This is a genomic window from Pseudomonas sp. IT-P294 (genome assembly GCF_949767865.1).
Classification (GTDB): Bacteria; Pseudomonadota; Gammaproteobacteria; order Pseudomonadales; family Pseudomonadaceae; genus Aquipseudomonas.
In genome coordinates this window covers 55289-69212 of the sequence record NZ_CATKQW010000057.1, presented here as the reverse complement: position 1 = coordinate 69212, position 13924 = coordinate 55289, and the positions used below count along the sequence as shown (strand labels likewise).

General features: G+C 58.1%; 13 protein-coding genes. 7 read left to right on the top strand and 6 right to left on the bottom strand.

What is annotated here, in order from left to right; genetic code table 11:
• Nucleotides 1-26: 26 nt before the first annotated feature.
• From ACM6I0_RS27750 to ACM6I0_RS27730, 5 genes are all read left to right on the top strand, one after another.
• Nucleotides 27-683 carry an alpha/beta hydrolase gene (locus ACM6I0_RS27750; protein ID WP_414923785.1) on the top strand — a complete coding sequence of 219 codons (657 nt, stop codon included), beginning with the start codon at nt 27-29 and terminating at the stop codon, nt 681-683.
• Nucleotides 684-780: 97 nt separating this feature from the next.
• Nucleotides 781-2268: an ATP-dependent RNA helicase RhlB gene (rhlB, locus tag ACM6I0_RS27745; RefSeq protein ID WP_285430969.1), complete on the top strand. Its 1488-nt coding sequence runs from the start codon at nt 781-783 to the stop codon at nt 2266-2268.
• Nucleotides 2269-2392: 124 nt separating this feature from the next.
• Complete coding sequence (locus ACM6I0_RS27740; protein ID WP_414923784.1) at nt 2393-3340, top strand: ornithine cyclodeaminase family protein; 948 nt, start codon at nt 2393-2395, stop codon at nt 3338-3340.
• 147 nt (nt 3341-3487) lie between these two features.
• Nucleotides 3488-4615: an NAD(P)/FAD-dependent oxidoreductase gene (locus ACM6I0_RS27735; protein WP_414923783.1), complete on the top strand. Its 1128-nt coding sequence runs from the start codon at nt 3488-3490 to the stop codon at nt 4613-4615.
• An 89-nt stretch (nt 4616-4704) separates the two neighbouring features.
• Complete coding sequence (locus tag ACM6I0_RS27730; RefSeq protein WP_285430966.1) at nt 4705-5331, top strand: transcriptional regulator; 627 nt, start codon at nt 4705-4707, stop codon at nt 5329-5331.
• A gap of 105 nt (nt 5332-5436) precedes the next feature.
• On the opposite strand, the gene ACM6I0_RS27725 is transcribed toward ACM6I0_RS27730, so the two are convergent.
• The 6 genes from ACM6I0_RS27725 to ACM6I0_RS27700 all read right to left on the bottom strand — a co-directional run bounded on the left by ACM6I0_RS27725 (nt 5437) and on the right by ACM6I0_RS27700 (nt 10762).
• Complete coding sequence (locus tag ACM6I0_RS27725) at nt 5437-6213, bottom strand: ABC transporter substrate-binding protein (RefSeq protein WP_285430964.1); 777 nt, start codon at nt 6211-6213, stop codon at nt 5437-5439.
• A 278-nt stretch (nt 6214-6491) separates the two neighbouring features.
• Nucleotides 6492-6944, bottom strand: a complete 453-nt coding sequence (gene moaE, locus ACM6I0_RS27720) for a molybdopterin synthase catalytic subunit MoaE (RefSeq protein WP_285430963.1) — start codon at nt 6942-6944, stop codon at nt 6492-6494.
• Nucleotides 6945-6946: 2 nt separating this feature from the next.
• Nucleotides 6947-7189 (bottom strand): molybdopterin converting factor subunit 1, encoded by a 243-nt coding sequence (gene moaD, locus ACM6I0_RS27715; protein WP_414923782.1) that lies wholly within the window; start codon nt 7187-7189, stop codon nt 6947-6949.
• Nucleotides 7186-7659: a cyclic pyranopterin monophosphate synthase MoaC gene (gene moaC, locus ACM6I0_RS27710; RefSeq protein WP_285430961.1), complete on the bottom strand. Its 474-nt coding sequence runs from the start codon at nt 7657-7659 to the stop codon at nt 7186-7188. The genes moaD and moaC overlap by 4 nt, the downstream gene beginning before the upstream one ends.
• Nucleotides 7660-7896: 237 nt before the next feature.
• Nucleotides 7897-9291 (bottom strand): PhoH family protein, encoded by a 1395-nt coding sequence (locus tag ACM6I0_RS27705; protein ID WP_285430960.1) that lies wholly within the window; start codon nt 9289-9291, stop codon nt 7897-7899.
• Nucleotides 9292-9637: 346 nt separating this feature from the next.
• Complete coding sequence (locus ACM6I0_RS27700) at nt 9638-10762, bottom strand: polysaccharide deacetylase family protein (RefSeq protein ID WP_285430959.1); 1125 nt, start codon at nt 10760-10762, stop codon at nt 9638-9640.
• A gap of 253 nt (nt 10763-11015) precedes the next feature.
• On the opposite strand from ACM6I0_RS27700, the gene yaaA reads away from it, so the two are divergent.
• Nucleotides 11016-11795 carry a peroxide stress protein YaaA gene (gene yaaA / locus ACM6I0_RS27695; RefSeq protein ID WP_414923781.1) on the top strand — a complete coding sequence of 260 codons (780 nt, stop codon included), beginning with the start codon at nt 11016-11018 and terminating at the stop codon, nt 11793-11795.
• Nucleotides 11796-12603: 808 nt separating this feature from the next.
• Nucleotides 12604-13920, top strand: a complete 1317-nt coding sequence (locus tag ACM6I0_RS27690) for a nucleotide sugar dehydrogenase (protein ID WP_285430957.1) — start codon at nt 12604-12606, stop codon at nt 13918-13920.
• The last annotated feature ends 4 nt before the right edge of the window (nt 13921-13924 follow it).

Below are 13924 nucleotides of genomic sequence, written 5' to 3'. Positions count from 1 at the left end.
AGCGCATGCACACTATTGGAGCAGCCATGACCGAGCCCTTGATTCTTCAACCCGTCAAGCCCGCAGACGCCTGCGTAATCTGGCTGCACGGCCTGGGCGCCGACCGCTACGACTTCCTGCCGGTGGCCGAAGCGCTGCAGGAAAATTTGCTGACCACCCGTTTTGTCCTGCCGCAGGCACCGACCCGCGCGGTCACCATTAATGGTGGCTACGAGATGCCCAGCTGGTACGACATATTGGCCATGAGCCCGGCACGCGCGATCAGTCGCGAGCAGCTGGAGGAGTCCGCGCAACGGGTCATTGATTTGATTGAAGAGCAGAAGACCAGCGGAATAGACGCTTCGCGGATCTTTCTCGCCGGTTTTTCCCAAGGCGGCGCCGTGGTATTGCACGCAGCCTTTCTTAAATGGCAGGGACCGTTGGGCGGCGTACTTGCGCTCTCGACTTATGCACCGACCTTCAGCGATGAACTGGAGCTTTCGGCCAGCCAGCAGCGCATTCCCGTGCTGTCTTTGCACGGCCAGTACGATGACGTGGTGCAAAACTCCATGGGTCGCACCGCCTACGAGTATTTAAAGCAGCATGGTGTCACCGTGACATGGCAGGAATACCCAATGGGTCACGAAGTGTTACCCGAAGAAATTCGCGACATAGGCGTCTGGCTTGCCGAGCGCTTGGGTTAACCCTTGACGTTAAAAACCGCCCATTGATCATCCCACTACGCCGCGCCCGATTCTTGCATTACACTGGCCGGCGTACATTCCTTAACCAATTGATGAGATGACCGTGCTCAAAGCACTCAAGAAAATGTTCGGTAAGAGCGAGGCTGAGCAGCTCGCGCCAGTCTCCAGCGCTCCGTCTCACATCCCCAGCCACCGCACCGACGGTATTCAGCCTGGCCAGACCGCAACCGTAGCGGCACCGAAACACGAGCCGATGACCACACCGGCCGCCCCATCCGCCCCGGCCATTGCCTCTGAACAGCCGAGCAGCGAAGCCCAGAAACCTGCGAAACCACGTCGCGAACCCAAGCCAAAGGCACCGGTTATCCCGTGGAAACTCGAAGACTTCGCCGTCGAACCCCTGGAAGGCAAAACCCGCTTCCACGATTTCAAACTCGCCCCGGAACTGATGCACGCCATCCAGGACCTGGGCTTCCCGTACTGCACGCCGATCCAGGCGCAGGTGCTTGGCTTCACCCTCGCGGGTAAAGACGCCATCGGTCGCGCTCAGACCGGCACCGGCAAAACCGCTGCGTTCCTGATCTCGATCATCACTCAGCTGCTGGAAACCCCGCCACCCAAAGAGCGCTACATGGGTGAACCCCGCGCGTTGATCATCGCGCCCACCCGGGAACTGGTGGTGCAGATCGCCAAGGACGCCGCCGACCTGACCAAGTACACCGGCCTCAACGTCATGACGTTTGTCGGCGGCATGGACTTCGACAAGCAGCTCAAGCACCTCGAAGCCCGCCATTGCGACATCCTCGTGGCCACCCCGGGCCGTCTGCTCGACTTCAACCAGCGTGGCGACGTGCACCTGGACATGGTCGAAGTGATGGTGCTGGACGAAGCCGACCGGATGCTCGACATGGGTTTCATCCCACAAGTGCGTCAGATCATTCGCCAGACACCGCCGAAGAACGAGCGTCAGACGCTGCTGTTCTCCGCGACGTTCACCGAAGACGTGATGAACCTGGCCAAGCAATGGACCACCGACCCGTCGATCGTCGAGATCGAGTCGCAGAACGTGGCCAGCGAAAATGTCGAGCAACACATCTACGCCGTGGCCGGCGCCGACAAATACAAACTGCTCTACAACCTGGTCAACGACAACGGTTGGGAGCGGGTGATGGTGTTCGCCAACCGCAAGGATGAAGTGCGGCGCATTGAAGAGCGCCTGGTGCGTGATGGCGTCAACGCCGCGCAACTGTCTGGCGATGTCCCGCAGCACAAACGCATCAAGACCCTGGAAGGTTTCCGCGAAGGCAAGATCCGCGTCCTGGTCGCCACCGATGTTGCCGGTCGCGGCATCCACATCGATGGCATCAGCCACGTGATCAACTTCACGCTGCCGGAAGTCCCTGACGATTACGTGCACCGCATCGGCCGTACCGGTCGCGCAGGCGCTGATGGCGTGTCCATCAGTTTTGCCGGTGAAGATGACTCCTACCAGCTACCGTCCATCGAGGCGTTGCTGGGTCGCAAAATCAGTTGTGAAACGCCGCCGACGCATCTACTGCGGGCGGTAGAGCGAAAGCGCCCCTAACACGGGCCTTTAGCGAAAGAGGCGCAGCCGGAAACGGACTGCGCTTTTTTTTCGCCTCGATGTTGCTCAAGACAACTAAAAGTCCATAATGGACAAATTAGTTTACTTTAGCTCGGAGCCGACCATGTCCAGTACGCCCTACGTGATCAACCAATCTCAGGCCCGCGAGCTGCTGGCACAGGTGGATGTGCCGAAGATCCTGCGCAAACTGTTTCGCGACCTGGCTGCCGGTCAAGCTGTGCAACCAGCTCAGCAACTAGTGGAATTTCCCCAAGGCGCCGGTGATTTCATCAACTATCTGGGCGTGTTGGCCGAAGACGGCGTTTACGGGGTCAAGACTTCGCCTTACATCGTCCGTGAGCAGGGTCCGCTGGTGACTGCATGGACGTTGTTGATGTCGATGCAGACCGGCCAACCGCTGCTGCTATGCGATGCCGGCGAGCTGACCACCGCTCGCACAGCCGCAACGACCGCCGTCGCCATCGACGCCCTCGCCCCACCGCAAGCACAACGCCTGGCGATTATCGGCAGCGGCAAAGTGGCTCAGGCACACCTGCATTACGTCAAGGATCTGCGCGAATGGCAGAGCATCAGCCTTTATTCGCCAGGCTTGAACGAACTGGATTGCGAGGCACTGGCACAGCTCAAAAACCTCGATCCACGCCTCACCCTCGTCGACAGTCGTGAAGCCGCCATTCATGACGCCGATGTCATCATGCTCTGCACCTCGTCCGCAGGTCCGGTGATCGATCCGGCAAGCCTGAGCAAACCGGCACTGATCACGTCCATCAGCACCAATGCGCCGCGCGCCCATGAAGTGCCGCCGCAGAGCCTCAAGGACATGCACGTGTTCTGCGACTATCGCCTGACCACTCCGGGCTCGGCGGGTGAAATGCTGATCGCAGGCGAGCAACATGGCTGGGACAAAAGCTCGATCATCGGCGACTTGCCCGATCTGCTCAGTGAAAAAGTGCAACGGCCTGACTACGATCGCCATGTGTTCTTCCGCTCCATCGGCCTGGGCCTGGAAGACATCGCGCTGGCAAACGCCATTTACCGCCTACAGCCTTAACACCATCCCCCCTGTGGGAGTGAGCCTGCTCGCGATAGCATCGGGTCAGTCAACATCAATGTTGAATGACACACCGCTATCGCGAGCAGGCTCGCTCCCACAGAGGGCACCGATACCATTGGCATTTACGCCCCACAGGAGACGTTCATGAGCCAGGCAGACTTCATCATCATCGGCGGCGGGATTGCCGGCGCTTCCACCGGTTTCTGGTTGTCGCAACACGCCCGTGTGATTGTGCTCGAACGCGAATCCCATCCGGCCTATCACTCCACCGGACGCTCTGCCGCGCTGTATACCGCAGCCTATGGCACGCCGCAGGTGCGGGCGCTGACCCAGGCCAGTCGCGAGTTTTTCGACGCCCCGCCGACCGGGTTCTGCGAACACCCGCTGCTGACCCCGCGCGGCGAGATGACCGTGGACTTCACCGGCGATCCGGCCGAACTGAACAACCAATACTTGAGCGCCAAAGCCACGGTGCCTGAGATGCAACTGCTCAATGCCGACGAAGCCTGCGCGCGCCTGCCGATCCTGCGCCGGGAAAAAGTCCACGGTGCCATTTACGACCCGACCGCCAGCGACATCGACACCGATGCCCTGCACCAGGGTTATCTGCGCGGCATTCGTCGCAACAAAGGCGAAGTCCACACCGACAGCGAAGTACTGGGTCTGAGCCGTGATGCTGCAGGTCTGTGGCAGGTTCAAACCAACGGAGCGACCTTCACTGCGCCGATTCTCATCAATGCCGCCGGTGCGTGGGCCGACAAGATCGGTGAACTGGCCGGCGCCAAACCGCTGGGCCTGCAACCGAAACGGCGCGCGGCGTTCATCTTCGCCGGTCCCGAGGGCGTGGACATTCACCATTGGCCGATGCTGGTCAGCCTCGATGAATCCTTCTACATGAAACCCGACGCAGGGATGTTCCTTGGCTCGCCGGCCAATGCCGACCCGGTCGAGCCCCACGACGTACAGCCTGAAGAGTTGGACATCGCCATGGGCATCTATCAGATCGAAGAAGCTACCACCTTGACCATCCGCCGCCCGACCCGCACCTGGGCCGGCCTGCGCAGCTTCGTCAGCGATGGCGATTTGATCAGCGGCTTCGATCCGCAAGTGCCGGGGCTATTCTGGGTCGCGGCACAAGGCGGTTATGGCATCCAGACTTCACCGGCCATGGGCCAGGCCAGCGCGGCGCTGGTACGCGGCGAAGCCTTGCCCGAGCCGCTCACTCGTTTCGGTCTGGATGCCGAGATGCTATCCCCCGCTCGCCTGGGCTGATTTCGTCCTCAGGTGACGTGCCGACACGATTGCGGCAAACTTCCAGCGCCCTTTTTGCAGGGCGCTGACGCTGCCTGGAGCTCCACCGTATGAATGCACCTGAAAAAGACCCGGCCCTGGACAACTACCGCGCGATCGCCGATGCCATCGCCACCCTGTTCTTCCCCCACGCCGAGGTGGTGCTGCACGACCTGCGCACGCAAAAAATCGACTACATCGCCAACAACCTGTCCAAGCGGGAAGTCGGCGATGACGCCGCGCTGGAAGACATGCTCAGCGACGACATCAGCGAACGAAACATCGGGCCGTACGAAAAGCTCAATTGGGATGGTCAGAAGATTCGCAGTCTGAGCAGCGTGCTGCGCGACAGCGAAGGTCATCCGCTGGCGGTGCTGTGCATCAATCTGAATATTTCGCTGTTCGAAAACGCTAAAGCGGCGCTTGATTTGTTCCTGTCGCCAAGCAAGCTCATCCCGCAACCGGACGCACTGTTTCGCGATGACTGGCAGGAGCGGATCAATACGTTCCTGCACGCCTGGCTGCGTGAACGTCAGCTGAGCCTGAACCTGCTGACACGCGACCACAAACGCGAACTGGTGCTGGCACTGCACGCCGAAGGGGCCTTCAAGGGCAAAAGCGCATCGAACTATGTGGCCAATGTGCTGAACATGGGACGTGCGACTGTTTACAAGCATTTGAAGGAATTGAAGGGCTAAGATTTTTATTGGCTGATCGGGCCCCATCGCGAGCAAGCTCGCTCCCACATTAGTCCTGCTACACAGGTCCATTGTGGGAGCGAGCTTGCTCGCGATAGCTATCGATCAGTCGCCGTAGATGTCGGACTTGAAGTATTTCTCGGAAATCTTCTGGTATTGACCACTCGCGCGGATGCCGTCGATGGCGGTGTTCAGTTCACTGACCAACTCGGTATTGCCCTTGCGTACCGCAATCCCCGCACCTTCGCCGACGTATTTCGGGTCCTTGAGTTCCGGCCCGACAAAGGCATAGCCCTTGCCACGCGGCATCGACAGAAAGTCACTCAATGGAATGGTGTCGGCAAAAATGGCGTCGAGTCGACCCGCTGCCAGGTCCATGTAGATTTCTTCGTTGTTACCGTAGCGCTTGACGTTGATGCCCTTGGGTTCGAAAACCTCGGTCGCGTAACGGTCGGTGGTGGTTGCACGCTGAACGCCCACTGTCTTGCCTTTGAGGCTGGCGTATTGGTCATCGACAACCGCGCCGTCCTTCATCACCAGGCGCGATGAAGTGAAGTAGTACTTGTGGGTGAAATCCACCGACTTCTTGCGGTCTTCGTTGATGGTCATGGACGACAGCGCCATGTCGATTTTCTTCACTTTCAGCGAAGGAATCAGGCCGTCGAACTCGCCTTCGACCCACACGCATTTGACCTTCATCTGCGCGCACAAGGCGTTGCCGATGTCATAGTCGAAACCCACGATCTCGCCGGTGTCGGTTTTGGATGCGAATGGCGGATAGGCGGCTTCGATGCCAATGCGCAGGGTTTTGTCAGCGGCGAACACAGAGCTGCACGCCAACAGGCTCAGCGCCAGACCGGTGATGAGGGGGAATTTCTTCATGTTCGTTCTCTCGCGGGTTGTTGTTGGTTTGGCAAGACAGAAGAAAGAGCAGAAACGGGAAACGCCTTTTTTGTACTTATAATTCCATACTGGACTTTTATGTATAGATCGTCAATCGGCTGAACAGGGTTGAGTCTGGCCGATGGTCGGGTGAGAAGTCAGGAAGTTATTCAGTGATGCGGATGGCCTCATCGCGAGCAGGCTCACTCCCACAGTTGACCGCATTCCAATGTGGGAGCGAGCCTGCTCGCGATGGCGTACTTGAGAACTCTGAAGATCTACTGCTTCCAGCGATCCGCCGCCGCATGATCGCTGTCACGCCCTTCCACCCATCTCGGCCCCTCACGGGTGTTTTCTTTCTTCCAGAACGGCGCACGGGTTTTCAGGTAGTCCATGACAAAGGCGCAGGCATCGAACGCGGCCTGGCGGTGGGCGCTGGCGGCGCCAACGAAGACGATCGGCTCGCCCGGCTCCAGGGCGCCGATCCGATGCAGTACTTCAAGCTTGAGCAACGGCCATCGCTGCTCGGCCTCAAGGGCAATCTTGGCGAGCGCCTTTTCGGTCATGCCCGGGTAGTGCTCAAGGAACATCCCGGCCACGTCGAGCCCGTCATTGAAGTCGCGCACGTAACCGACAAAACTCACCACCGCGCCGACGCCGACATTGGCGGCGTGCATCGCATTGACTTCAGCACCCGGATCGAATGCCGTGGACTGCACGCGAATGGCCATGATCAGCCCCCCGTCACGGTCGGAAAGAACGCCACTTCATCACCGTCCGCCACCGGTTCATCGAGCTGACACAGGTCTTCATTACGGGCGCACATCAGGTTCTGCTCGCTCAGCACCTCGGCACCGTCACGCTGGGCCAGCAAGGCGCGCACGTCGTCGACCGTGGCGAAATTGCCTTCAACGTTCAACGAATCCATTCCGAGCGCTTCGCGGTAACGGGCAAAAAACTTCACGGTGAGGTTCATGGCTGATCCGCCTGGAAATGGCCGCTCTTGCCGCCGACTTTCTCCAGCAGCCGCACACTTTCAATGGTCATGCCCCGATCGACGGCTTTGCACATGTCGTAGATCGTCAGTGCGGCAACGCTGGCAGCGGTCAGTGCTTCCATCTCGACGCCGGTCTGCCCGGACAGCTTGCAACGCGCGACGATGCGCACCGTGTCCTCGCCTTCGGCACTGAGTTCGACTTTGACGCCGGTCAGCATCAGCGGATGGCACAAGGGAATCAGATCGCTGGTTTTCTTCGCGGCCTGGATGCCGGCGATGCGCGCCACGGCGAACACATCGCCTTTGGGATGACCGCCGCTGACGATCATTTGCAGGGTTTCGGGCAGCATGCGCACCAGCGCTTGGGCCGTCGCTTCACGGAACGTCACGGCTTTTTCAGTGACGTCGACCATGTTGGCGCGACCTTGGGAATCGAGATGAGTCAGCACAGGGATACTCCTGATCAGGAGCGTCGATTGTAAACCTGCGGGTCAATTTTCCGCACGCACGATTATCCGATCACATTGAACCCTGTGGGAGTGAGCCTGCTCGCGATAGCGGAGTGACAGTCACCTCCACGTCGACTGACAGTCCGCTATCGCGAGCAGGCTCACTCCCACATTTTGAATTGTGCTGAGCCTAAAAAAACCGGGCGACTGTGAGGTCGCCCGGTTCGTTGGTGAACGTTACAAATGCGATTCGGCGTATTCGGCCAGAATCGAACGAGGCACCCCTTGCAGGGTGATGTGGACACCGTTGGGGAAGTCTTTGAAGCGTTCGGTCAGGTAAGTCAGCCCGGAACTGGTCGCGGACAGGTAAGGGGTGTCGATTTGCGCCAGGTTGCCCAGGCACACCACTTTGGAACCGGCGCCAGCACGGGTGATGATGGTTTTCATCTGGTGCGGCGTCAGGTTCTGGCATTCATCGATCAAAATCAGGCTTTGCTGGAAGCTGCGACCTCGAATGTAGTTGAGGGATTTGAACTGCAACGGCACTTTGCTGAGGATGTAATCGACGCTGCCATGGGTGTTTTCATCGTCCATGTGCAAGGCTTCGAGGTTATCGGTGATAGCGCCCAGCCAAGGCTCCATTTTTTCCGCTTCGGTGCCAGGCAGGAAACCGATCTCCTGATCCAGGCCCTGCACGCTACGGGTCGCGATGATCCGGCGGTAGCGCTTGCTGACCATGGTCTGCTCGATCGCCGCAGCCAGGGCCAGGATGGTTTTACCGGAACCGGCGGCGCCGGTCAGGTTGACCAGGTGGATATCCGGATCCAGCAAGGCATACAGCGCCAGGCTTTGATAGATGTCACGCGGTTTCAGGCCCCAGGCTTCCTGGTGCAACAGGGGTTCCTGATGCAGGTCGAGAATCAGCAGGCGGTCTTCCTCGATCTCCTTGATCCAGCCGACAAACCCCTGTTCGTCGATGATGAATTCATTGACATGCACAGCCGGCAGGTTGTCGATCAGTTGCACCTGATGCCAGGTGCGACCGTGGTCCTGACGGGTTTCGACATTCTTCACGCGATCCCAGAACGAGCCGTCCATGGTGTGATAACCATTGGGCAGCAGCGATACGTCATCAACCAGTTGGTCAGTGCTGTAGTCCTCGGCCGCGATCCCGCACGCGCGGGCCTTGAGGCGCATGTTGATATCTTTGGTGACCAGTACCACGGGCAGCTTGGGCTCGCGCGCGTGCAGGTCAATCAACTGGTTGATGATGATGTTGTCGTTCAGGTGTTCCGGAAGAATGATGTTCGGCTCGGCACGCTTGCTCATCAGAATTGACAGCAAACCCTTGGGCCCGCCTTTGCCACGCTGAATCGGCACACCCAGCTCGACATCTTCAGGGCTGGCATCGCCCAGGGTCTTGTCGATCAGGCGAATCGCCTGACGGCATTCCGCGGCCACGCTGTGATGCCCGCTCTTGAGCTTGTCCAGCTCCTCAAGCACGGTCATCGGAATGGCAACGTGGTGTTCTTCGAAGTTAAGCAGGGCGTTTGGATCGTGAATCAATACGTTGGTATCGAGTACATAAAGGATTGGCTGGTTGGAGGAAGAACTACGTCCGTGATCATCCATACTCGGTCACCTTTGTGGGAGCCATTCGACGCAATACCTTTACAGTGCTGCGCCTCGAAGTGACTGCCGAATTCACCTGCGAGGACTCAAGTGAACTGCACACAAATGGGGGTCTTGGAAGACGCCACCTGTCTGCAGGTTTCGGCGGTCTGTCTTCGTAATACTCCAAAACCCATGACAGAAAAAAGTACTTTGACGTTTTTTTGATGTTTATTTTTCAGAGTGACCAATAACACTAGGCGGATGGCCATCACCCCGTTAAAGTCGGAAGTCCGCCTGCACCGAAATCCTCTGAAAAATCCCCCCTCCTGGCCATCATCCCCAATGATTGCTGGCTTTCTCGCGTTCAGCGAAAGGCGTCCTGACAGTCCTCCCAACCGATCCCGCTTTGCGCCGTTTGCGTGATGAGCCAGGGCATCGCCGTTTTCACCGCATCCTGCTTCACATTGAAATTAATCACCCCGTGCCGCCACAACAGCATCAGCGTCAACACGCGTTGCGCGCTCGCGCTGCCCTTGAGCTTGCCAGCGCCGTCCTGGGCATCGATGTCCCACAAGCCCACCTGCAAGCCCTGAGCCTTGAAGAAGCTTTCGGCATCCGAGCGTCGCTGTCCGTCGGGTGGGCGAAACAGCGGCACATAGTTTTCCGGTAGTTTGCTTTTGACCAGTTCGACGCTGCGACGCACGGAATCCTGCCAGTCCTGCCAATGGCTGTGGGAGCGAAACTCCCAGCCTTGCACACCGATGCACTGCGTGGAGTACGTCGCTTGCAGACTGGCCACCGAGCGCTCGGCCAGACGCGCCTGAATATCCTTGCCCAGCACGAAGAACGTGCCGCTCATGTTGGCCTTGCGCAGGTATTGCGCCACCCAGTCGGTGTTGTCCGGCGTGGCATTGGCGGCACTGTCGAACGTCAGCAAAAACAGGCGGTCATGCATCTCGTCGCCGTTGCGCTCATAGTCGCCAAAACGATCGACTTCACTGCTGACTTGTGGGAACAGCGCGGCCTTGCGCAACTGTTCGTCAAGGTACTGGGCATGGAACAAACGGCTCGGTTCGGACCACTTGATGTAATAGCTGTCATCGCTGAGCTGAAACTTGGCCGCTTGCTGGCGCAGGGTGTCCAGGTCTTCGACCAGGAAACAGAACGAGGCATCCTGATCGCAGCTGCGCTGGGCGAAGTTGTAGTTGGCGAGCAGGCGCTGCCACAGGCGCTGGCGCAGGTTGTTGACCGATTCGAGGTTGATCGTGCGCAACCCCAGGCGCTGGGCCAGAGCGGGCTCATCCAGCGATTCGCTGGCCAGCAGTACGCGCGCAAACATGAGGATCTCAGCCCGCGAAGCGACATCAAACAGCGTCGGGTTATTGAGCTGTTCAGGCCAGGTGCTGCGATCAAGTGTCGCCACGTCGCCCGGTGCCGCCATGGCGCCGAAACTCAAGAGCCAGGCCGAGAATAGAAAAACGATACGCAATGGGATGTCTCCATAACAAAACCCGCGCGGCACTATAGCTGATCCGGCCCGCATTCCCGCAGCACTGTGGGAGCGAGCTTGCTCGCGATTGCGGCGTATCAGGCGACATCGATATTGAGGGTGCCGCCGTCATCGCGAGCAAGCCCGCTCCCACAAGGTTCGTGGATGGCCACCGATCACCTATGAACGTGATAGCTGGAGTCAACCGGCCCAACCCCCTAGAATCGGCGCCACGATTAAAGGAGACGACTTCATGCTGATGGTGATTTCCCCCGCCAAGACCCTCGATTACGAAACACCGCCGGCCACCCAACGTTTCACCCAGCCGCAATACCTCGATCACTCCCAGGAGTTGATTCTGCAACTGCGCGAGCTGACGCCCGCACAGATCAGCGAGTTGATGCACGTCTCCGACAAGATCGGCGGGCTCAACGCGGCGCGTTTCGGCAGCTGGACTCCGGCCTTCACCCCGGACAACGCCAAACAGGCATTGCTGGCCTTCAAGGGTGATGTCTACACCGGGTTGAACGCACAAACCTTCAGCGAAGCCGATTTCGATTACGCCCAACAGCATTTGCGCATGTTGTCCGGCCTGTACGGCTTGCTGCGCCCACTGGACCTGATGCAACCGTATCGCCTGGAAATGGGCACCAAACTGGCGAATGCCCGTGGCAAGGACTTGTATGCCTTCTGGGGCACGCGGATCAGCGAATGGCTGAACGAAGCCCTGGCCGATCAGGGTGATGACGTGCTGCTGAACCTGGCCTCCAACGAGTACTTCTCGGCGGTCAAGCGCAGCGCCCTGAACGCGCGCATCGTCAACACCGAGTTCAAGGACTGGAAGAACGGCCAATACAAGATCATCAGCTTCTATGCGAAGAAGGCGCGCGGCATGATGAGCCGTTACGTCATTGAAGAGCGGATCAACGATCCGGCAGACCTGAAAGAGTTTGATATTGAAGGTTATCGGTACAGCGCCGAACAGTCTAAACCGGACAATCTGGTATTCCTGCGCAACCCCACTTCAGAGTAAGCATTTGATCGGTGTGCGACTTGCAAAACAGTCGTGCGCCGACGCTTGATCGTCTAACAATCCCCCGCCTATTCGTCGACCTCTTGACGCCAAAAAAACCACACTCCGATTTCTAACTTTTGTTTCACTCGACTTCCATGATTTTTTTCAGTAGTGGCACTGAAAATTTTTTTCAGTAGTGGCACAAAACTACCAAGCCGAGAATTAGCCAATATATAAAGGGCCAAACCGACATTGCTATCAGTGTGAAAGCAGTGCCATCTTCTTCAATATTTCAAGAAATTTCAGAAATCGCGATGGGTGGACAGGAACTATGTCCAAATGCGTAGTTCATACCACCGGTAACGATTATCTCAATGCGTGTACGAGATAACTTACGCAGAGAAGAGATCCACCTAGCAAAGTTGTCACATTAACTTCAGCAGACTGATCTTTGATTTTGGCAACACATTTAAGGACAGGAGATACGCCTATGACTATCCCCTTTCAAGGCCAAGGCTGCGCCCCTATAAACGTGCTCGCCTGAGCACTAAACCGCTTGATTTACGGGCTTCACGGCCTGGCTTTGAGCGCGCAAGACCTTTGCACGTTGTCTTCTGACTGGAAGACCGGCTGCATAACAGGGCACATCAGAATAATAAGGCCTAGTTGCGCACATTTTGAGTGATCTTATTTAGACGCTCGGAACTTTGTATGCCTGCACGCGGCATTGTGGCGCCTATAAGCCGCACTTGCGCGTGCACTATGACCGCTGAACACCATTAACTCCGGCCATGTAATGGCTTGATAAAACACTGAGGTAATTGCGATGCGCATCAGCATATTTGGTTTGGGTTACGTCGGCGCAGTCTGTGCCGGTTGCCTGTCTGCACGGGGCCATGACGTCATTGGCGTCGATGTTGCCAAAGACAAAATCGATATGATCAACGCTGGCAAATCGCCAATCGTTGAACCGGGTCTGGGCGAACTTCTGCAGAAGGGTATCGCGACAGGCAAACTGCGCGGCACGACCAACTTCGCCGAAGCGATTCGTGACACCGACCTGTCGATGATCTGCGTCGGCACGCCGAGCAAGAAGAACGGCGATCTGGAACTGAACTACATCGAAGCCGTGTGCCGCGAGATCGGTTTTGTCCTGCGTGACAAGACCACCCGCCACACCATCGTGGTTCGCAGCACCGTCCTGCCGGGCACTGTCGCAAACGTTGTCATCCCGATCCTCGAAGACTGCTCCGGCAAAAAAGCCGGTATCGACTTCGGTGTTGCCGTGAACCCTGAGTTCCTGCGTGAAAGCACCGCGATCGCCGACTACGACCTGCCGCCAATGACCGTTATCGGCGAGTTCGACAAAGCGTCGGGCGACGTTCTGCAATCGCTGTACGAAGAACTCGACGCACCGATCATCCGCAAGGACATCGCTGTCGCCGAGATGATCAAATACACCTGCAACGTGTGGCACGCCACCAAGGTGACCTTCGCCAACGAGATCGGCAACATCGCCAAGGCGTGTGGCGTCGACGGTCGCGAAGTGATGGAAGTGGTCTGCCAGGACAAAACACTGAACCTGTCCCAGTACTACATGCGCCCAGGCTTCGCGTTCGGCGGCTCGTGCCTGCCAAAAGACGTGCGCGCCCTGACCTACCGCGCCGGTGCCCTGGACGTGGAATCGCCGCTGCTGAACTCGCTGATGCGCAGTAACGAGTCCCAGGTGCAGAACGCCTTCGACATCGTTTCCAGCCACGACAAACGCAAAGTCGCCCTGCTCGGCTTGAGCTTCAAGGCCGGCACCGATGACCTGCGCGAAAGCCCGCTGGTTGATCTGGCGGAAATGCTGATCGGCAAGGGTTACGACCTGAGCATCTACGACAGCAACGTCGAATACGCTCGTGTCCACGGCGCGAACAAGGACTACATCGAGTCGAAGATCCCTCACGTCTCGTCCTTGCTCAACTCGGACTTCGACGACGTGATCGCCAACTCCGACGTGATCATCCTTGGTAACCGTGACGAGAAATTCCGCGCCCTGGCGCAGGAAGCTCCAGCCGGCAAGCAAGTGGTCGACCTGGTCGGCTTCATGTCCAAAGCCACCAGCGTGAGTGGCCGGACTGAAGGCATCTGCTGGTAACAAG